The sequence below is a fragment of the Aeromicrobium sp. CTD01-1L150 genome, assembly GCF_041951745.1.
Taxonomy (GTDB): domain Bacteria; phylum Actinomycetota; class Actinomycetes; order Propionibacteriales; family Nocardioidaceae; genus Aeromicrobium.
Genome location: NZ_CP169555.1, coordinates 824,016 through 843,398, shown reverse-complemented (window position 1 = coordinate 843,398; position 19,383 = coordinate 824,016). Strand labels below are relative to the sequence as shown.

Below are 19,383 nucleotides of genomic sequence, written 5' to 3'. Positions count from 1 at the left end.
GGCGATCAGCCTGCCAATCTCACGGTGGCGGTCGTACCCCAGATCGCCATGGAGGCGAGCAGGTCGACGACGTTGACGGCGACGATGGACGTCCGGACGGCACGGCCCACGGCCACACCCACACCAGCGGGGCCGCCGGAGGCGTAGTAGCCGTAGTAGCAGTGGATCAAGATCACGACGACGGCGAAGATGAGCACCTTGCCGAAGGACCACAGCACGTCACCTGGCGGTAGGAACGTGGAGAAGTAGTGGTCGTACGTACCCGCACTCTGACCTTGTAGCTGGGTGATGGTCAGTCTGGTCGCGAAGTAGGACGACAACAACCCGACCACGTAGAGCGGGACGACGGCCACGAGACCGGCCAGCACTCGCGTGGAGACCAGGAAGGGCATCGACGGGATGGCCATGACCTCCAGCGCGTCGACCTCCTCGGAGATGCGCATGGCACCCAGCTGGGCGGTGAATCCGCAACCGACAGTGGCAGCCAGCGCGATGCCGGCGACGATCGGGGCGATCTCGCGGGTGTTGAAGTAGGCCGAGACGAAGCCGGACAGGGCGGCGGTGCCGAGCTGGTCGAGGGCCGCGTAGCCCTGCAGGCCGACCTCGGTGCCGGTGAAGAAGGTCATGGCGGCGATGACGCCGACCGTGCCACCGATGATGGCGAGCGAACCGGAGCCGAGCGCGACCTCGGCCAGCAGGCGCACGACCTCCTTCATGTACTTGCGCAGCGTGACCGGGATGGCCTTGAAGACCCGGATGTAGAACAGCATCTGCCGGCCGAGCTCGTCGACCTGCTTGGCCGGCGTCTCGTACAGGGCAGTGATCCGTGAGTTCGCCATGGTCACATCCCCTTGGGCGGCACGAGCTGCAGGTACGTGGCCGAGACGACGAAGTTGATGATGAACAGCAGGATGAAGGTGATGACGACGGACTCGTTGACCGCATCACCGACGCCCTTGGGACCGCCCTTGGCATTCATGCCCTTGTAGGAGGCCACGATCGCGGCGACGAAGCCGAACAACAGCGCCTTGACCATGCCCTGGTAGATGTCGGGCAGCTGGGCCAGGGCAGTGAACGATGCGAGGTAGGCACCGGGGGTGCCGCCCTGCAGGACGACGTTGAAGAAGTATCCGCCGGCCACTCCCACGACGCTGACCAGGCCGTTGAGGAAGACCGCCACGAGCATGCAGGCCAGGACTCGCGGGACCACCAGGCGCTGGATCGGGTCGATGCCGAGCACCATCATGGCGTCCAGCTCCTCGCGGATCTTGCGGGAGCCGAAGTCGGCGGCGATCGCCGAGCCGGCAGCACCGGCGATGAGCAGGGCCGTGGCGATCGGTCCGGCGTTGCGCACGACGGCGAGGACGGCGGCCGACCCGGTGAAGGACTGGGCACCGAACTGCTGGATGAGTCCGCCGACCTGCAGCGCGATGACGGCGCCGAAGGGGATCGCGACGAGCGCGGTCGGGATGATCGTCACGGTGACGATGAACCACGCCTGCGTCAAGAACTCCTTGAGCTGGAAGGGTCGCTTGAACAGCGCGACGAAGACGTCGAGCATGAAGGCGAAGAGCCCGCCCGCGATGCGGGCGGGAGCGGTCAGCTGAGCCACGCTCACGCGAGGACTCCCTCAGAACCACGACAGGACCGCGGGCACGCCAGGCGTGCCCACCGATCCACTCGCTCGTGCTGGTTCATACCGGCGCTCCGGGGGTCATGGCCATGTCCCGGGCGAAGGAGCCCTCTGGCGGGATGATGCCGTTCTCACGGCACCAGGCGCCCGGTTCACGGGCCCCGCGACGCGGACGACCGTCGGACGGCTCGATCTGCAGCGCGACCGGCGGCAACGGAGGCATCTCCTGGCCCTGCTCGGCCGCGAGCTCGTCGGCGTCCTTCTCCTCGCTCATGCCGATGGGACCGACGCGCTGGGCGTTGAGGAACTGCGCGACCACTGGCTCGGTGGACGTCAGCAGCATCTCGCGCGGCCCGAACATCGCCAGGTGCTTGTGGTAGAGCAGGCCGATGTTGTCCGGCACCGTGCGAGCGGTGTTGATGTCGTGCGTCACGATCAGGAACGTCGCATCGATCTGCGCGTTCAAGTCTACGAACAGCTGGTTGATGTAGGCCGTACGCACCGGATCCAGACCAGAGTCCGGCTCATCGATCAGCAGGATCTCCGGATCCAGCACCAACGCGCGCGCCAGACCGGCACGCTTGCGCATACCACCGGAGATCTCACCGGGGAGCTTGTTCTCCGCACCCGTCAGACCCACCAGCTCCATCTTGTCCATGACGATGTTGCGGATCTCGGACTCGTTCTTCCTGGTGTGCTCACGCAGCGGGAACGCCACGTTGTCGTAGAGGTCCATCGAACCGAACATCGCGCCGTCCTGGAACAGCACCCCGAAGAGCTTGCGGATCTCGTAAAGATCCTTCTCCTTGCACGTGGCGATGTCGACACCCTCGATGTGGATGTGACCGTTGTCAGGCTTCAACAACCCGATCAACGTCTTCAGGAAGACGCTCTTGCCGGTACCCGAAGGACCCAGCATGACGGAGATCTCACCCGCCGGAAGGCTCAACGACACATCGTTCCAGATCAGCTGCGACCCGAACTTCTTCGTCAGGTTCTCGACCTTGACCTCGACGCCCACAGGCACTCCTCTTCCCTCGGCACGCCGATCGATCGACGTACCGTCCCTCCACTCGGACATGTGACCCGAGACACTCAGCCTAACGAACTTCGCCACCGTCGGTTACGACTCGGCCAAAGACACGTGACTCGTGAGTAACCTCACGCGACACCGCACGCTACCTGCAGTAACTCTCGTTGACAAATGTGATCGACACCATGCCCGTGATGCAGGCGCGACAACCACGACGGCGCCCGCCCCAACTCGTGGGACGGGCGCCGAGCGCGTGGGTCGATGACCCGGGAGTTCAGCCGAACGTCACTTCAGGGTGACGCTGCCGCCGGCGGCCTCGAGGGCCTCCTTGGCCTTCTCGGCAGTCTCCTTGTTGGCCTTCTCCAGGACCGGCTTGGGAGCACCCTCGACGAGGTCCTTGGCCTCCTTCAGACCGAGGCTCGTGAGCGTGCGCACCTCCTTGATGACCTGGATCTTCTTGTCACCGGCCGACTCGAGGACGACGTCGAACTCGTCCTGCTCACCAGCGTCGTCGCCGCCGCCGGCGTCGCCGCCGGCAGCCGGAGCGCCGGCAGCAGCCACGGCCACGGGGGCAGCGGCGGTGACGTCGAAGGTCTCCTCGAAGGCCTTCACGAACTCCGAGAGCTCGATGAGGGTCAGTTCCTTGAATGCATCGAGCAGCTCGTCAGTGCTGAGCTTCGCCATGGTGGCGTCCTTCCTTTCGGTGAGACCCCGAGGGGGTCCCGATCATGATCGGGCGTTCAGCCCTCGGTGGTACCCGCGTCGGCAGACGCAGAGTTGGACTCAGCGTCGGCAGACGCAGAGTTGGACTCAGTGTCGGCAGACGCAGAGTTGGACTCAACGTCGGCAGACGCGGAGTCAGATGCAGCGTCCTGCGACGCGGCCTCGGGTGCAGCGTCGGCGGGTGCCTCGGCTGCGGGCTGTGCGGGGCCTTCCTCGGCACGCTTGGTCTCCAGAGCGCCCACGAGGCGGGCAGTCTGCGACAGCGGCGCACTGAAGAGGGACGCAGCGTTCTGAAGGCTGCCCTTCATCGCGCCGGCGAGCTTGGCGAGGAGGACCTCGCGCGACTCGAGGTCCGCCAGCTTCTTGATCTCGTCAGCCTCGAGCTGCTTCCCGTCGAGGAAGCCGCCCTTGATGACGAGTGGGGGGTTGGCCTTCGCGAAGTCACGCAGACCCTTGGCCGCCTCGACGATGTCGCCGTTGATGAAGGCGATGGCGGTGGGGCCGATGAGCAAGCTCTCGTCGAGCTCGATCCCGGCATCCTTGGCGGCGATCTTGGTCAGCGTGTTCTTGGCGACGGCATAGCTCGCGCTCTCACCGAGTGAACGCCGCAGTTCCTGCAGCTGCTTCACGGTGAGACCGCGGTACTCGGTGAGGACGACGCCGTCAGCATCGCGCAGTGTCTGCGCGAGCTCCTCGACGGCAGCGACCTTGTCCGGGCTTGCCATGGGTCTCCTTCCGGTTCCACCGGGACCGGGGGCCAAGGACCTCAGAGACGACGAACGCCCCGGCCACAGGCTCGGGGCGTGGTACTCATGTGCGAGCCAGTGCTCGCGCACTGCTTCGCTGCTCCTCACCTGCGTGGGCCGTTCTCACTCGGAGAACCTTCGCAGATCCCGGGTGGGATCCGAACCAACGGTCTTCGGTGAGCACCATGCTACGGGGCGGATGCCCTTGGCTCCAAATCCGGGCTCATGGGCATCGACGAGAGTGACGACGGCCCCGCAGCACTGCGATGAGCGTGCTGCGGGGCCGTTGCGATGGAGCGTGGCTCAGGCCTCGTCGGAGGCGTAGTTGCGCACTCGCGCCGGATCCACGGGCACGCCCGGCCCGTTCGTGGTCGAGAGCGTGACCTTCTTGACGTAGCGGCCCTTGGAGCTGGACGGCTTGAGACGCAGGATCTCATCGAGCGCGGCACCGTAGTTCTCGGCGAGCTGCTCGGCGCTGAAGGACGCCTTGCCAATCACGAAGTGCAGGTTGGCGTGGCGGTCGACCCGGAACTGCACCTTGCCGCCCTTGATGTCGCCGACGGCCTTGACGACGTCAGGGGTGACCGTGCCGGTCTTGGGGTTCGGCATCAGGTTGCGGGGACCGAGGACGCGACCGAGACGTCCCACCTTGCCCATCATGTCCGGTGTGGCGACGACGGCGTCGAAGTCGAGCCAGCCCTCGCTCACCTTCTCGACGAGCTCGTCTGCACCCACGTGGTCGGCACCGGCCTCGCGGGCGGCGTCGGCGTTGGCACCGGTGGCGAAGACCAGGACCCGAGCGGTCTTGCCCGTGCCGTGAGGCAGGTTGACGGTGCCGCGCACCATCTGGTCGGCCTTGCGTGGGTCGACACCGAGGCGGATGGAGACGTCCACCGTCGAGTCGTACGACTTGCTGCCGGACTCCTTGACCAGGTGGGTGGCCTGCAGCGGTGTGTAGAGCGCGTCTGCGTCGATCTTCTCGGCAACGGCGCGGTATGCCTTGCTTCGCTGTGTCATGTCTGGCTTCCTTCTGTGTTCACCAGGTGTGGTCGAGCGGGCCCAGCTGGCCCTGCCACAGTTTGGTCTCGGTACACCGCGGCGGTTGCCGTGATGCTCTGGGTCTTGCGTCCACGTCGCCGCGGCACTCGACCCAAGGGTCTCGGTACACCGCGGCGGTTGCCGTGATGCTCTGGGTCTTGCGTCCACGTCGCCGCGGCACTCGGCCCAAGGGTCCACCGCGGCGGATGCCACGGTGTTTCTGGACGGACTACTTGTCGGTGGTGACGCCCATGGAGCGCGCGGTGCCCTCCACGATCTTCATGGCCTGCTCGACGGAGTTGGCGTTGAGGTCGGGCAGCTTGGTCTCAGCGATCTCACGGATCTGGTCCTGGTTCAGCGCGCCGACCTTGTCCGCGTGCGGAGCGCCGGAGCCCTTCTGCAGGCCGGCGGCCTTCTTGATGAGCTCGGCGGCCGGCGGCGTCTTCGTGATGAAGTCGAACGACCGGTCCTCGTAGATCGTGATCTCGACCGGGACGACGTTGCCACGCATGGACTCCGTCGCGGCGTTGTACGCCTTGCAGAACTCCATGATGTTGACGCCGTGCGGGCCGAGCGCGGTGCCGACGGGCGGCGCCGGGTTGGCCTGGCCGGCCTGGAGCTGCACCTTGACGAGTGCAGCGACCTTCTTCTTGGGAGGCATGTCTTCTCGGGTCCTTCGTGATGGATTGTTGCGATGTCTTGCTCAGGGTGCCGGTGGCAAGGGTGAGCGCGGGCGCTCAGTGGTCTCGATACGCCGTCACTCGTTCCTCGCTCCGGCTACTCGACCCGCAGTCGCTGCGCGACTACGCCTTCTGCACCTGCGTGAAGCTGAGCTCGACCGGGGTCTCGCGACCGAAGATCTCGACCAGGGCCTTGACTCTCTGCGCGTCGAGGTTGATCTCGGTGATGGTCGCGTGCAGCGTCGCGAACGGGCCGTCGACCACCATGACGGAGTCTCCGACCTGGAAGTCGGCGAACTCGACCTTGGGGGCCGCCGTCTGCGGCGCGTCGGGGGCATCGGTCACGGCCTGCGCCGCGACCTCGGCCTCCACCGCCGGGGCGAGCATGTGCTCGACCTCGGCGAGGCTGAGGGGCACCGGCTGGTGGGAGTTGCCCACGAACCCGGTGACGGACGGCGTGTGGCGCACGACGCCCCACGACTCGTCGGTGAGGTCCATCCGGACCAGGACGTAGCCGGGAAGCACGGTGCGCTTGACGAGCTTGCGCTGTCCGTTCTTGATCTCGGCGACCTCCTCCGTGGGGACGACGACCTCGAAGATGAAGTCCTCGGCGTTGAGGGAGGTGATGCGGTTCTCCAGGTTCGCCTTCACCCGCTTCTCCATGCCGGAGTAGGTGTGGACGACGTACCAGTCGCCGAACTGGCTGTGCAGACGCTCACGGAACTCCGCGAGGGCGTCGACCTGGGGCTCGGCCCCAGCATCGTCGTCGGCGGCATCGCCCCCGGCGTCAGCACCGACGTCGGAGTCGAGCGCCGCGTCGGCCTCGGCCTCGGCCTCGGCCGCCTGGTCGGTCCGGACCGTCTCGTCGTCACCAGCAGGGTCGGGTGCCTGCTCGGCGCTCTCGGCTGCCTGTGCCTCGACGGCCGGGTCGGCAGCCTCGACGTCGGAAAGCTCCTCGACCTCGACGGGTGCAGAGTCCTCGACGGAGTTGGAGTCGTCAAACTGTTGGGTCACGGTTTCCTCTACCTGACTAGGCGAAGATAGCGAACATCGCCTTGCCGAACCCGTAGTCCAGGGCGGAGACGATGGCCATCATGATCAGGACGAAGACGAGCACGACGAAGAAGTAGTTGACGACCTGCGGGCGGGTCGGCCAGACGACCTTGCGCAGCTCGGCGATCACCTGTCGGAAGAAGGTCATCGGCGACGTGCGCGTCTCCTTCTGCCCGGACAGCTCGTGGCGGTCGCTCACGGTGATCCTCTCGTCGTCCTGTGTCGTTCTGTCTCGTTCTTCGGGGCGTTCTACTTCTGGGCGGCCCACCGAGGGCGGACCGTCGCACGGCACGAGGGACTTGAACCCCCAACCTTCGGTTTTGGAGACCGATGCTCTGCCAATTGAGCTAGTGCCGTCGGGGTGCAATCCCACCACGGGCGTCCGCACGCGGGCATGACGAAACATCGTGAGATTTCACCGGCCGGTCAAGTGTACGGGTTCAGCCCATCGGATGCGAAACCGGATGCGCCGACGACTCGCGCGTAACCCGCCGCATCGCCTACAACGGATCGGTGACCCGCGCCAGCGTTCCCGCTCCCCTGCCCAGCGTCTCCAACTCCATCACGATCCGGCTGGAGGTCCCCTCCGGCGGAACCGCAGTCGGCGAGCTGACGACGATCGTCGAGCGCGCCGGCGGCCTGGTCACGGCGTTGGACGTCGCGTCCTCGCGGTCGGACCACCTGCGCATCGACCTCACCTGCTCCTCGCGCGATCAGGATCACGCCGAGCAGATCGCCGAGCAGATGCGGCAGGTCCCCGACGTGGACGTCGTCAAGGTCTCCGACCGCACCTTCCTCATGCACCTGGGCGGCGTCATCGAGGTGGCGGCCAAGCACCCGTTGCGAAACCGCGACGACCTGTCGATGATCTACACGCCCGGAGTCGCGCGGATCTGTACCGCCATCGCCCGGGACGTCGAGGACGCCCGGCGGCTCACCGTTAAGCGCAACAGCGTCGCCGTGGTGAGTGACGGATCGGCCGTGCTCGGACTGGGCAACATCGGGCCGCACGCCGCCCTCCCGGTGATGGAGGGCAAGGCCGCCCTGTTCAAGAGCTTCGCCGACATCGACGCGTGGCCGCTGGTGCTGGACACCCAGGACGTCGACACGATCGTCGAGACGGTGGCGGCCGTCGCACCGGGGTTCGCGGGGGTGAACCTGGAGGACATCTCCGCGCCGCGCTGCTTCGAGGTGGAGGCACGCCTGCGGGAACGACTGGACATACCGGTCTTCCACGACGACCAGCACGGCACCGCGATCGTCGTGCTCGCCGCACTGCGCAACGCGCTGCGCGTGGTCGGCAAGGACCTCCCCGCTGCACGGGTCGTCCTCGTCGGGGCAGGTGCAGCGGGCACCGCGATCCTGCGACTCCTGCTCGGCGCAGGCCTGCGTGACGTCGTGGTCTGCGACGTCGGCGGCATCGTGGCGCTCGAGCGCGAGGACACCGACCCGAACCTGGCGTGGATCGCCCAGAACACCAACCCGGCTCACCTCACCGGCACCCTGCGCGACGCCCTGCCCGGGGCCGACGTGTTCATCGGCGTCAGCGCACCCAACCTCCTCGGGCCCGAGGACGTCGACGCCATGGCCGACGACGCAGTCGTCTTCGCGCTGGCCAACCCGGACCCGGAGATCGATCCTGTACTGGCGCGCCAGCACGCCGCCGTCGTGGCGACCGGGCGCTCGGACCAGCCCAACCAGATCAACAACGTGCTGGCATTTCCCGGGGTCTTCCGGGGTCTGCTGGACGCCCACAGCCACGGCATCGACGTGCCGGTCCTCGTCGCCGCGGCGGAGGCTGTGGCGCGAACCGTGGGACCCGATGAGCTGAACGCTGACTACATCGTGCCGAGCGTCTTCCACCCCGACGTCCACCAGAACGTCGCCGCCGCGGTGCAGGATGCTGCTCGCGCCGCGGGCAGCTGAGACCACGCAGCGACGTCACGACCGCCGAGGCGTCCGATGGGTCGCGGCCGGGCTGGTTGGATGGAGTGATGAGGTCCGTCACCGAGCTGCCCAAGGCGCACCTCCACCTGCACTTCACCGGCTCGATGCGGCACGGCACGCTCGTCGAGCTGGCTGAGCGCGACGGCATCCGTCTGCCGCCCGCCCTCGTGGAGGACTGGCCGCCAAAGCTGTCCGCCGACGACGAGAAGGGCTGGTTCCGGTTCCAACGGCTCTACGACGTCGCCCGCTCCGTGCTGCGCACCGAGGAGGACATCCGTCGCCTCGTCCTCGAGGCTGCTGAGGACGATGCCGCCGACGGTTCGCTGTGGACCGAGATCCAGGTGGACCCGTCGGGCTATGCTGCCCGGTTCGGCGGCATCACCGCGTTCACCGACCTCGTCATCGACGCCGTGCGCGACGCGTCAGCGCGCACCGGTCTGGGCATGGCCGTGGTCGTCGCCGCCAACCGCACCCGGCACCCGCTGGATGCCCGGACGCTGGCACGCCTGGCCGGCCAGTACGCGGGCCGCGGCGTCGTCGGGTTCGGGCTCTCCAACGACGAGCGGCGTGGGACGACCGCCGAGTTCGCACCGGCCTTCCGCATCGCCGAGCGCGCTGGCCTGCGCTCGATGCCGCACGGCGGGGAGCTGCGCGGTCCCGCACACATCGAGCAGTGCCTGCACCACCTGCACCCGGACCGGTTGGGCCACGGCGTGCGTTCCGTCGAGGACCCGGCTCTGCTGGATCGTGTCGTCGAGCAGGGCATCACCCTGGAAGTGTGCCCTGTCTCCAACGTCTCGCTCGGCGTCTACCGGACCATCGACGAGGTGCCCGTGCGCGACCTGGTGGCCGCAGGCGCCACCGTCGCCCTCGGGTCCGACGACCCGCTGCTCTTCGGGTCCCGGTTGGCCGGGCAGTACGCCATCCTCAGGGCGGCGCAGAACTTCACCGACGACGAGCTCGCCCGACTTGCCAGCAGCTCGTTCGCGGGGTCCTGTGCGCCCGATGACGTCCGCGCGGCGGGTGAACGCGCCATCGCCGAGTGGCTCACCGATGCTGACGATGATGGGATGCCCACATGACGTCGGACCGAGTGGACGGGACATCCCCGCCGCCACTGGCACCGGCGCCGCTGCACTCTCAGCCGGTTCCACCACCGGCCCCACCATCGGCGACGCCCCAGTGGTGGGCACCGCCGCGGCCGACGCACCCGCGCGCCACCCCGTCCATGGTGCTCGGCATCATCGGGATCACCGGAGTGATGTTCGTGCTCCCATTCGTGGTGAGTCCCCTCGCGTGGTACTTCGGCACCGTCGCCCGGCGCGAGGCGGCGCGGGAGGAGGACCGCTGGGCCCCCAGCAGTGCCGCCACGGCAGGGGTGGTCACCGGAGCAATCGGCACGGTGCTCCTCATCGGCGGAGCACTCATCCTGCTCGGGGTCGCCGCCCTCACCTGGGTGCTGAACGGGACCGACACCGGCTACGGCAGCTGAGACTCCCGCATGGGCGCCACGTTCGATGTGGGATCGTGCTGCCATGAGCGATCCCTACGGCACCGGACCCACCGATCCTGAGGACGGGTCGACCCCCTACTGGCAGCAGCCGCAACAGCCCCACGAGCAGCAGCCACCGTACGGGCAGCAGCCGCAACAACCCTACGGCCAGCAGCCACCGTACGGGCAGCAGCCGCAGCAGCCCCATGAACAGCCCTACGGCCAGCAGCAGCCGCCGTACGGGCCGCCTCCTGCGATGCTCCCCAAGCACCAGAACGCCACGACCTCCATGGTGCTCGGCATCGTCGGGCTGGCCGGAGGCCTGATCTGCGGGATCTTCATCGTCGCCGCTCCGTTCGCCTGGGTCCTGGGTGGCCGGGCCGTCAAGGAGATCGATGCCTCGGGCGGCACGCTCGGCGGTCGCGGCGAGGCGCAGGCCGGACGGATCATGGGGATCATCGGCACCGTGCTGATGATCCTCGCCATCGTCGTGATCATCGGCATCGTCACGATCATCGTCATCGCCGAGACGACCAGCTCAGGCTCCAGCAGCAGCTACTCCTACTGAGGCTCGGTCTGGGTTCTGGGACTCAAAGTCGGCAACCGACGAGCACCGGCTCCGGCACCAGCACCACACCGAACCTCGTCTCCACCCCGGCACGGATCTCCCGCGCCAGCTCCAGGAGCTCTGCGGTGCTGGCACCACCACGGTTGGTGAGGGCCAACGTGTGCTTGGTCGAGACCGCCGCACTGCCGTGCGCGTGACCGCGCTCGAAACCGGCGTGCTGGATCAGCCACGCCGCGCTCGACTTGATGGTGCCGTCGGGCTGGGCGAAGCGGGGGGCGTCGGCCGGCAGACGCGATGCTGCGTCGGCGTCGAGCACCGGGTTGGTGAAGAACGACCCCGCACTCCAGGTGTCGTGGTCGGCGGCGTCGAGCACCATCCCCTTGCCCCGTCGCAGCGCCAGGACGGCCTCACGGACGTCGGCCAGCGGTGCACGCTCGCCGACCTCGATCCCGAGGGCCCTGGCCAGCTCGGCATAGGCCACGGGGGCGCCCAGGTCTCCCAGCTCCAGCTGGAAGGTGACCTCGAGCACGACGTATCGCTGGGGCTCGGCCTTGAACCGACTGTGCCGGTAGGTGAAGTCGCACTGGGCGTTGGCGAAGGTCCGCACCGTGCGGTCGTAGCGGTCCCACGTCCGCACCGAGGAGATGGTCTGCGAGACGTCCTGGCCGTAGGCGCCGACGTTCTGGATGGGTGTGGCGCCCACGGCGCCAGGGATCCCGGACAGCGCCTCGACGCCGACCCAGCCCCGCTCCACCGCGTGAGCCACCACGTCGTCCCACACCTCCCCGGCGGCGACCGTGACGCTGGCGCCGCCGCACGGGTTGGCGTCGACGCCGATGCCGCGGGTGAGCACCCTGACCACTGTGCCGTCGAGGCCTTCGTCGGCGACCACGAGGTTGCTGCCGCCGCCGACGAGGAGCAAGGGGTCGGCGGCCTCGTCGATGACCCGGACGGCCTCGACGAGCTCGTCCTGCGTGGTCGCCTCGATGACGGTACGGGCCGGGCCACCCAGGCGCAGCGTGGTCAGCTCGGCCAGATCCATGACACCGAGACTATCGGCGCACCTCGTCGCGGCGTCCGGTGAGTTCACCGCCGCTCGTCCCCCGATGACGCAGTCCCCCAGATTCCCATGAGCTCCTGGGATTCAGGACGCTCACCACGGCTTTCTGCTGCTCACCGGCGTTGGCGAACCAGGGTGAGCAGCAGAGAACAGTGGCCCAGGCGCCGGGACGGTTCGGGTGCCAGCGGCAGCAGCCGAAACGAGCAGACCCCCGGCCGCGGCCGGGGGTCTGCTCGTGGAGTCTGCTGGGTTCAGCGCGTCTCGCGGTGGACCTGGTGGGTCTGGCAGCGCGGGCAGAACTTCTTCATGTCGAGACGATCGGGGTCGTTGCGACGGTTCTTCTTGGTGATGTAGTTGCGCTCCTTGCACTCGGTGCAAGCCAAGGTGATCTTGGGTCGAACGTCGGAGCTCTTGCTCGCCACGGGTCTGCCTCTATCTGGTCGTCTGCTGGTTCGGTACCGGCCGATGGACTGGTGTGGTGGTAGCTGGGGCGGGACTCGAACCCGCGACCCCACGATTATGAGTCGTGTGCTCTGACCACCTGAGCTACCCAGCCGTGAAGCGACGAGAGTTCTCGCCTCAGAGCCCCTTTACGGAATCGAACCGTAGACCTTTTCCTTACCATGGAAACGCTCTGCCGACTGAGCTAAAGGGGCGCGCCGACGACCAAACATACATGGTCGCCCAACGATCGTGAAATCGGGCCGCTCACGTGGGACGCAAGGGCAATCCGCGACCGTCCAAGGGGCGCCCGGTGAGCATCAGGATGCCATCAATGAGGCTCCACAGCCAGAACGCGGGGAAGGTCAGGAACCCGATCAGCACGAACATCAGCGGGACCGAGATGAGCATGCCCAGCAGCTGCAGCAGGCCGATCCCGACGTGACCGGCGTACAACCGCCCGACACCGCCGACGCTGCACAGCAGGGTGAGCAGGAGCTGCAGGAGGCCCGCGGTCGTCCTCGACTTCTCCGAGTACGGCGCACCGAACGGATCCCTGCCGTACGGCGCGGACGGGTCCGGCGGAACCTGCCCCCAGGCGGGGCCGGGTGGGTGGGTCATGTCGTGCTCCAGACGGGGGTCGGTGTGGTGGTTGCGGCGCGGGCGAGGCGCGCGGGCCATGCCGGTCCGCCATAGATGAAGCCGGTGTAGGCCTGTACGAGGTCGGCACCGGCGGCCAGGCGCTCGAGGACGTCCTGCTCGGTCGTCACTCCTCCGACGCCGATGAGCGCGATCCGCTCACCGACGCGTGCCCGCAGCCGGGCGAGCACATCGGTGGCGCGCTCGCGCAGCACCGGGCCCGACAGTCCGCCTCCCCCCACGTCACGGACGACGTCCGGCGACGTGTGCAGGCTCGCCGGTCGGGCGATGGTGGTGTTGGTCGCGCTGATCGCGTCCAGACCGAGGTCGAGCGCGAGGTCTGCCACGGCGTCGACGTCGTCGTCGGCGAGGTCGGGGGCGATCTTGACTACCAGCGGTGTGCCGCCGATGACCGAGCGGACTGCCTCGAGGATCGGGCGCAGCGACTCGACCGACTGCAGGTCGCGCAGGCCCGGAGTGTTGGGACTGGAGACGTTGACCACCAGGTAGCTGGCGTACGGAGCCAACAGCCGGGCGCTCTCGGCGTAGTCGGCCACCGCGCCCTCGGGCGGGACGACCTTGGTCTTGCCGATGTTGACTCCCACGACCGGGGCGTTGCCGTGGCGACGACGAAGGCGGTGCAACCGGCTGGCCACCTCGGCCGCGCCGTCGTTGTTGAACCCCATGCGGTTGACGACGGCGCGGTCGTCGACGAGGCGGAGCAACCGGGGTCGGGGGTTTCCGGGCTGGGCCCTGGCGGTGACGGTGCCGATCTCGACGTGGCCGAAGCCCAGGCCGAGCAGGCCGGACACGGCCCGTGCGTTCTTGTCGAAGCCCGCCGCGAGGCCGAACGCGTGCGGGAACCTCACCCCCATGACCGTGCGCGGCGCCTCCGCCTGGCGAGTCAGCTTCCCGATGACGGGCCCGCCGGCCCGGATGGCGGTGAAGGCTCGCTCGTGGGCCTTCTCCGGATCCATCGACGAGAACACTGAACGGAAGAACGCGTCGTAGACCACGGGGGCACCCTACCGATCGCCTCGCCGGGCGGCCGGGCCGATCAGCCGGACGAGCGAACCTGCCCACGCAGGAGCCCACAGAGTGCGACGACAGCCACCCTCAGCTGGGGACGCTCGGCGTTGGCGGGGCAAGGACGCTCTTTGCGCTGGTCCAGCCGATCTTCGCCGACGAGCTCCGCCAACGACGCCCATGCCACCATTCGTTCATGACGGGCCGGGCACATCGTTCATGACGGGCCGGGCACATCCTGGAGTTGACGCCTACATCGAGCAGCTGCCCGAGTGGCAGCAGTCGATCTGCGAGCAGCTGCGCGGCATCATCTGGGATGCGGATCCGGAGATCGAGGAAACGATCAAGCGATCCGTGCGGCCCTACTTCGTCCTTGGCGGCAATGTCTGTGCCTTGCTGGCGACGAAGGACCACGTCAACCTGTTTCTCTACGACCCGACTGTGAGTGATCCCTCGGGTGTCATCAACCAGGGGCACGCCAACCAGACCGGACGAGCGATCCAGATCTACGAACGCGACGAGATCAACCGCGACGCTGTGCTCGGCATCGTGACCGAGATCGTCGCGCACAACCGGCAGGGCGGATGGCGACGACTCAGTCGTTCCTGACCCTGTTCCCGGTTTCCGCAGGTCAGGGACCCTTCCTGGTCCCATGTGGCAGGTAGAGGATTCGAGCCTCCGAAGGCCATGCCGGCTGACTTGCAGCACGCTCACACCACGCCGCTGACTGCGGCGATACCGGCCGAATCGGTTCCAGCGACGACGCAATCGGTCCAAGCGCGACTCGCGATTCCGAGACTCTGCACGACATCACGAGCAGCACGGCTAGAACCTCAACAGATCCAGAGCACGGCGTCGTGTCGGAACTCCGGACATGGCTTCGGCATGATCCATCGCCTATCACCGATCTCCTCACCAGCGAGTCATCCGAACCAGGGCAACCTAGGTCCGCAGAGCTGGTCAGGCTCCACTGCATCGACAAAGTCGGCGAGGTGGCGAGCCACCGGATCAAAGTCACAGTCACGAGAACTGTGACGCGCAACACTCGTGGCACAGACGATCCGATGCGCGACCGCCTCGGACAGAGCACACGGAACGGCCCGGTGGCCGCGATGGAGGAACAGTGCAGACACTCGACCTAGTGGGCGCCGAGGGCGTCGAGTTCGGCCATGGCGTCCACCTCGACACGCTCACCGCCGGTACTGGCAGCCGGCCGGCGCTCGTGCTGCCCGGCGCCGAGCGGGTGCAGGAGGACGGACCGTTCGTGACGGCCTTGACCGACGAGTTCTCGGTCGTGCTGCCGAGCCACCCCGGCTTCGGGCGTTCGGAGCGACCCGACTGGTGCAACACCGTGGCCGACCTCGCCGACGTCTACCTCGCCTGGCTCGACCGCACCGACCAGACGGACGTGACGCTCGTCGGCCTGCAGTTCGGCGGCTGGGTCGCACTCGAGATCGCAGTCCGCGGGTCGACGCGCATCTCGCAGCTCGTGCTGGTCGACACCGTCGGCGTGAAGTTCGGCGCACCGCGCGACCGCGAGATCACCGACGTCTTCGCCACCATCCGTGCCGACGTCGAGCGCCTGACCTACGCCGACCCCAGTCGCGGCCTCGGCCCGCCCGAGGATGCGGCGATCGATGACGTCCTCGAAGTCATGCGCAACGAGGAGGCCCTGGCCGTCTACGGCTGGGAGCCATACCTCCACAGCCCACGCCTCGAGCAGTCCCTGAGTCGCATCGCGGTGCCGACATCGGTCATCTGGGGGACCGAGGACGGCATTGTCTCGCCGCCCTACGGACGTGCGATTGCCGACCGCATCCCCGGCGCCCAGTTCCACCAGCTCGATGCCGCAGGACACCGCGCGCAGGTCGACCGGCCGACCGACGTCGCCGCACTGATCACCCGATCGGTCGCCTGACCGAACACGACAGGAGCCTTCTCATGCAGTTCTGGCACTTCAGCGAGTGCGCGTACCCCGATCTGCCGAGCTCGGAGACATACGACTCCGTGCGAGTCACCCTCCCGAACGGCTTGATCGACCCGGATCGGGCCGCCGACCTCTGGGACCGGTACATCAAGGAATGGCAGGTCGCCGACGAGGCCGGCCTCAACATCATGGTCAACGAGCACCACTCGACCGCGACATGCATGACCGCCGCGGCTCCGGTGCTGGCCGCCGCCCTCTCACGGTGCACCACCGACGCCCGCATCCTGATCCTCGGCAACCCCGTCGCGAACCGCCCGGACCCGGTGCGCATCGCCGAGGAGATGGCGATGATCGACCTCTTCTCCCGCGGGCGGCTCGACGTAGGCTTCGTGCGCGGCGTGCAGTACGAGGTCTCGGCCACCAACTCCAAGCCCGTGCGGATGACCGAGCGCATGTGGGAGGCCATCGAGCTCATCACCCAGGCGTGGACCAGCCACGACGGCCCCTTCAACTGGGAGGGCGAGTTCTTCCACCACCGTCAGGTCAACATCTGGCCTCGCCCGTACCAGCGGCCGACGCCGCCGATCTGGATCACGGCCGGCACCCCAGGCAGCGTGCCGGCGATCGCCGACCACGGCTACAAGGTCGCGACGTTCCTGGTCGGTCACGAAGGGGCACGCAAGATCTTCCAGGCGTACCGCGACCGGACCGCCGAGCTGGGCCGCCGGCCGCCGAGTGACGACATGTTCGGCTACGCGGCTCTCTGCTACACCGGCCGGACCGAGGAGGAGGGACGCGAGGGTGCCCGGAAGCTTCTCTGGTACCTGCAGAGCAACAAAGTCACCCAGGAGTTCACGTTCCCGCCCGGCTACATGCCGTACTTCGTTCGCGCCGCCGCGCTGCGCGGACCACAGCCGTCGGAGTCCGGGGCGCCTGCCCTCTCCCCCATCCCCGACCTGACATCGATGTCGCTCGACGACCTGATCGACCGTGGCATCCTGTTCGCCGGCAGCGCAGAGACCGTCGCCGGCCAGATCGAGCGCTTCCACGACAGGGTCGACGGGCTTGGTCACCTCGTGCTGATGGGCCAGGCCGGCCACATGGATCACGAGGAGGCCATCAACGGCATCCGCCAGTTCGCGGAGCACGTGAAGCCGCGCTTGGAACAGGTGACGGACGGAGTGCCCGCCTGATGTCTCGCTCAACGACGCCCAGCGCCGACGCAAAGGGGCCCGTCGATGAGGTCCATGACGGCTCGGAGCCGCTCAACCGCCGGTCGATCGTCGCGGTCGGCATCGGCAACGGTCTGGAATTCTACGACTTCGCGATCTTCGCCGCGCTGACACCGGTCATCTCCCAACTCTTCTTCCCGTCAGACGATCCACTCGCGTCGTTGCTGTCGACCTTCGCGGTGTTCGCCGTCGGTTTCTTCATGAGGCCCGTCGGCGCGATCTTCTTCGGTCGTCTGGCGGACCGGGGCGGACGCAAGATCGCGATGGTCGTGGCGGTCACGGTCATGGGCGTGGCGACGGTGTTCATCGGACTCACCCCGACCTACGACACGATCGGTATCTGGGCGCCCATCCTTCTCGTGGTCGCTCGCATGGCGCAGGGGCTCTCGATCGGCGGCGAGTTCGGCACCTCGGCGACGTACCTGATCGAGAACGCGCCGCCGGGTCGGCGCGGGCTGTTCGGGGCGTTCGCGTTCTTCTCCGCCACAGCCGGCAGCGTGCTGGGCATCTTCGTCGTCTTCCTGCTGACGCTGTCACTCTCCACCGCCGGGTTGGAGTCGTGGGGCTGGCGGGTCGCCTTCCTGCTGAGCCTGCCGCTGCTGCTGGTCGGCTTCTACCTGCGGTACCGGATCGCCGAGTCCCCCGAGTTCGAGGAGATCAAGGCCGAGGCCACGCGCGAGGACGACCCCATCCGCTCGGTCTTCACCGGGCACTGGCGGGCGATCGTCACCGTGTTCGGCATCGTGATGGGCTTCGCGACCGCCTCGGCCACCGTCCAGGCGTTCATGCCTTCCTACGTACGCACCGTCGTCGGGCTGGAGCCCCGGCAGGCCATCGGCGCGGTGCTGGTCGCGACGACCCTCGCGACCGTCATGGTGCTCGGCTTCGGCCACCTGTCGGACTGTCTCGGCGGCCGCGCGACACTGGTGCTCGCCTCGGTCCTGACCGTGGCGCTGCCGTACCCGGGCCTGCTGATCGTCGCCCAGGGCGGATTCGCGCTGGGCGTGCTCGGGCTGGTGCTGGTCTGGATCCCGGTCGCCGCATTCGGGGGCGCGGCACCGACGGTGTGGGCCGACATGTTCCCGACCCGGGTCCGCGTGTCGGGTTTCGGCATCGCCTACGGCTTCGGGTCGGCGATCTTCGCCGGCAGCGCCCCGTTCGTTGCGACGTGGCTCGTCGACGGCACCGGCTCCGACCTGGCCCCGGCCGGCTACATGGTCGCTGGCGGAGCCGTGACCCTCACGGTGGTACTGACCTGCGTCTCCCCCACCCCACCGACCACGACCGCGGGAGCTCCCGCGGCGAACTCAGAGTGAAGGAGCACGCCATGGAATCAACGGGTCGACTCACAGGCAGGACGGCGCTGGTGACCGGCGGCGGCTCCGGCATCGGCGCCGCCACGGCTGAACTGTTCGCCCGCGAGGGAGCGAAGGTCGTGGTGGCCGACATCAACGGGTCGAACGCCTCCGTGACGGTCGAGCGCATCCAGGAGGACGGCAGCACCGCCGAGCCCTTCGCGGCGGACGTATCGGACGAGTCGCAGGTGAAGGAGCTCGTCGACTTCGCCGTGCGGACCTACGGCAGTCTCGACGTCCTGCAGAACTACGCGTCGGAGCGCCGGCTCGTGGAGCGCGACGTCTTCGTCGCCGAGGCCGACGCTGCCGTGTGGACCGGCCAGCTCGGCGTCGACCTGATGGGCTGCGTACTCACGGCGAAGCACGCCGTACCGCACATGATCAGCTCAGGGGGAGGGTCCATCACGAACGCCACGTCGCTCGCCGCATGGCTGTCGCTCGAGAGCCGACCCGCCTACGCCACGGCCAAGGCTGCGGTGATCGGACTGACCAAGACGCTCGCCACGGAGTACGGCAAGGAGGGCGTGCGGACCAACGCGATCGCGCCGGGACACATCGTGTCCCCCGCCACGGAGAGGATGTACTCCGAGGAGCAGACGCAGGTCATGCTCGACCACGTCTCGGCGCCACGGCTCGGCCGCCCCGACGACGTCGCCCTGGCGGCGCTCTTCCTGGCGTCGCCGGAGTCGTCGTTCATCAACGGCCAGGTCATCGTCGTCGACGGCGGCATGTCGGCGTACGCGCCGATGGTGCCCTCGTTCCGCCGCCTCGCCGCGGACAGCTGAGACAG

The 19,383-nt window shown here is 68.0% G+C and carries 21 protein-coding genes, 3 tRNA genes and 1 pseudogene; 9 read left to right on the top strand and 16 right to left on the bottom strand.

Features of this window, described 5'->3' with window-relative positions; all coding sequences use genetic code 11:
* Nucleotides 1-5: 5 nt before the first annotated feature.
* The 10 genes and pseudogenes from ACEVFP_RS04140 to ACEVFP_RS04095 form a co-directional block, all read right to left on the bottom strand.
* Nucleotides 6-839: an MlaE family ABC transporter permease gene (locus ACEVFP_RS04140; protein ID WP_375002176.1), complete on the bottom strand. Its 834-nt coding sequence runs from the start codon at nucleotides 837-839 to the stop codon at nucleotides 6-8.
* Between the two features lie 2 nt (nucleotides 840-841).
* A complete protein-coding gene (locus ACEVFP_RS04135) occupies nucleotides 842-1,561 on the bottom strand; it encodes an MlaE family ABC transporter permease (protein WP_375003758.1) in 720 nt (239 codons plus the stop codon).
* A gap of 133 nt (nucleotides 1,562-1,694) precedes the next feature.
* Nucleotides 1,695-2,654 carry an ABC transporter ATP-binding protein gene (locus ACEVFP_RS04130; protein ID WP_375002175.1) on the bottom strand — a complete coding sequence of 320 codons (960 nt, stop codon included), beginning with the start codon at nucleotides 2,652-2,654 and terminating at the stop codon, nucleotides 1,695-1,697.
* Between the two features lie 297 nt (nucleotides 2,655-2,951).
* Nucleotides 2,952-3,350 carry a 50S ribosomal protein L7/L12 gene (gene rplL / locus ACEVFP_RS04125; RefSeq protein WP_375002174.1) on the bottom strand — a complete coding sequence of 133 codons (399 nt, stop codon included), beginning with the start codon at nucleotides 3,348-3,350 and terminating at the stop codon, nucleotides 2,952-2,954.
* Nucleotides 3,351-3,586: 236 nt separating this feature from the next.
* Nucleotides 3,587-4,114, bottom strand: a pseudogene (rplJ, locus tag ACEVFP_RS04120) (50S ribosomal protein L10); the annotation flags it as partial.
* A gap of 324 nt (nucleotides 4,115-4,438) precedes the next feature.
* The gene (rplA, locus tag ACEVFP_RS04115) at nucleotides 4,439-5,152 is read right to left on the bottom strand and encodes a 50S ribosomal protein L1 (RefSeq protein WP_375002173.1); all 714 of its coding nucleotides are present in this window, start codon (nucleotides 5,150-5,152) and stop codon (nucleotides 4,439-4,441) included.
* Nucleotides 5,153-5,402: 250 nt separating this feature from the next.
* Entirely contained in the window at nucleotides 5,403-5,834 is a 432-nt protein-coding gene (gene rplK, locus ACEVFP_RS04110) for a 50S ribosomal protein L11 (RefSeq protein WP_375002171.1), read from the bottom strand.
* A gap of 142 nt (nucleotides 5,835-5,976) precedes the next feature.
* A complete protein-coding gene (gene nusG, locus ACEVFP_RS04105; RefSeq protein ID WP_375002170.1) occupies nucleotides 5,977-6,867 on the bottom strand; it encodes a transcription termination/antitermination protein NusG in 891 nt (296 codons plus the stop codon).
* Nucleotides 6,868-6,883: 16 nt separating this feature from the next.
* On the bottom strand, nucleotides 6,884-7,105 hold the full coding sequence (gene secE / locus ACEVFP_RS04100; RefSeq protein ID WP_375002169.1) for a preprotein translocase subunit SecE: 222 nt from the start codon (nucleotides 7,103-7,105) through the stop codon (nucleotides 6,884-6,886).
* An 85-nt stretch (nucleotides 7,106-7,190) separates the two neighbouring features.
* Nucleotides 7,191-7,263 (bottom strand) — tRNA-Trp (locus ACEVFP_RS04095).
* Nucleotides 7,264-7,419: 156 nt separating this feature from the next.
* Here ACEVFP_RS04095 and ACEVFP_RS04090 point away from each other — a divergent pair.
* The 4 genes from ACEVFP_RS04090 to ACEVFP_RS04075 all read left to right on the top strand — a co-directional run bounded on the left by ACEVFP_RS04090 (nucleotide 7,420) and on the right by ACEVFP_RS04075 (nucleotide 10,913).
* Nucleotides 7,420-8,832: an NAD-dependent malic enzyme gene (locus ACEVFP_RS04090; RefSeq protein ID WP_375002167.1), complete on the top strand. Its 1,413-nt coding sequence runs from the start codon at nucleotides 7,420-7,422 to the stop codon at nucleotides 8,830-8,832.
* Nucleotides 8,833-8,900: 68 nt separating this feature from the next.
* On the top strand, nucleotides 8,901-9,935 hold the full coding sequence (locus tag ACEVFP_RS04085; protein WP_375002166.1) for an adenosine deaminase: 1,035 nt from the start codon (nucleotides 8,901-8,903) through the stop codon (nucleotides 9,933-9,935).
* 146 nt (nucleotides 9,936-10,081) lie between these two features.
* On the top strand, nucleotides 10,082-10,345 hold the full coding sequence (locus ACEVFP_RS04080) for a hypothetical protein (RefSeq protein WP_375002165.1): 264 nt from the start codon (nucleotides 10,082-10,084) through the stop codon (nucleotides 10,343-10,345).
* A 43-nt stretch (nucleotides 10,346-10,388) separates the two neighbouring features.
* Nucleotides 10,389-10,913 (top strand): DUF4190 domain-containing protein, encoded by a 525-nt coding sequence (locus ACEVFP_RS04075; protein ID WP_375002163.1) that lies wholly within the window; start codon nucleotides 10,389-10,391, stop codon nucleotides 10,911-10,913.
* Between the two features lie 22 nt (nucleotides 10,914-10,935).
* Here the strand turns inward: ACEVFP_RS04075 and ACEVFP_RS04070 are convergent, their stop codons facing one another.
* From ACEVFP_RS04070 to ACEVFP_RS04045, 6 genes are all read right to left on the bottom strand, one after another.
* Nucleotides 10,936-12,003, bottom strand: coding sequence for a UDP-N-acetylmuramate dehydrogenase (locus ACEVFP_RS04070; protein ID WP_375002162.1), 1,068 nt, complete (start codon nucleotides 12,001-12,003; stop codon nucleotides 10,936-10,938).
* A gap of 221 nt (nucleotides 12,004-12,224) precedes the next feature.
* Nucleotides 12,225-12,395 carry a 50S ribosomal protein L33 gene (gene rpmG / locus ACEVFP_RS04065; protein ID WP_375002159.1) on the bottom strand — a complete coding sequence of 57 codons (171 nt, stop codon included), beginning with the start codon at nucleotides 12,393-12,395 and terminating at the stop codon, nucleotides 12,225-12,227.
* A gap of 57 nt (nucleotides 12,396-12,452) precedes the next feature.
* Nucleotides 12,453-12,529 (bottom strand) — tRNA-Met (locus ACEVFP_RS04060).
* Nucleotides 12,530-12,556: 27 nt separating this feature from the next.
* Nucleotides 12,557-12,629 (bottom strand) — tRNA-Thr (locus tag ACEVFP_RS04055).
* Between the two features lie 52 nt (nucleotides 12,630-12,681).
* Nucleotides 12,682-13,035: a hypothetical protein gene (locus ACEVFP_RS04050; RefSeq protein ID WP_375002157.1), complete on the bottom strand. Its 354-nt coding sequence runs from the start codon at nucleotides 13,033-13,035 to the stop codon at nucleotides 12,682-12,684.
* A complete protein-coding gene (locus ACEVFP_RS04045) occupies nucleotides 13,032-14,069 on the bottom strand; it encodes a quinone-dependent dihydroorotate dehydrogenase (RefSeq protein WP_375002155.1) in 1,038 nt (345 codons plus the stop codon). Before ACEVFP_RS04045 ends, ACEVFP_RS04050 begins: the two co-directional genes overlap by 4 nt.
* 229 nt (nucleotides 14,070-14,298) lie before the next feature.
* On the opposite strand from ACEVFP_RS04045, the gene ACEVFP_RS04040 reads away from it, so the two are divergent.
* From ACEVFP_RS04040 to ACEVFP_RS04020, 5 genes are all read left to right on the top strand, one after another.
* Nucleotides 14,299-14,688, top strand: a complete 390-nt coding sequence (locus tag ACEVFP_RS04040) for a DUF1801 domain-containing protein (RefSeq protein ID WP_375002153.1) — start codon at nucleotides 14,299-14,301, stop codon at nucleotides 14,686-14,688.
* 514 nt (nucleotides 14,689-15,202) lie between these two features.
* Nucleotides 15,203-15,997: an alpha/beta fold hydrolase gene (locus tag ACEVFP_RS04035; RefSeq protein WP_375002152.1), complete on the top strand. Its 795-nt coding sequence runs from the start codon at nucleotides 15,203-15,205 to the stop codon at nucleotides 15,995-15,997.
* 23 nt (nucleotides 15,998-16,020) lie between these two features.
* Nucleotides 16,021-17,199, top strand: coding sequence for an LLM class flavin-dependent oxidoreductase (locus ACEVFP_RS04030; RefSeq protein WP_375002151.1), 1,179 nt, complete (start codon nucleotides 16,021-16,023; stop codon nucleotides 17,197-17,199).
* A complete protein-coding gene (locus ACEVFP_RS04025) occupies nucleotides 17,199-18,554 on the top strand; it encodes an MFS transporter (protein WP_375002150.1) in 1,356 nt (451 codons plus the stop codon). The genes ACEVFP_RS04030 and ACEVFP_RS04025 overlap by 1 nt, the downstream gene beginning before the upstream one ends.
* 11 nt (nucleotides 18,555-18,565) lie before the next feature.
* A complete protein-coding gene (locus tag ACEVFP_RS04020) occupies nucleotides 18,566-19,378 on the top strand; it encodes an SDR family NAD(P)-dependent oxidoreductase (RefSeq protein WP_375002148.1) in 813 nt (270 codons plus the stop codon).
* Nucleotides 19,379-19,383 lie beyond the last annotated feature (5 nt).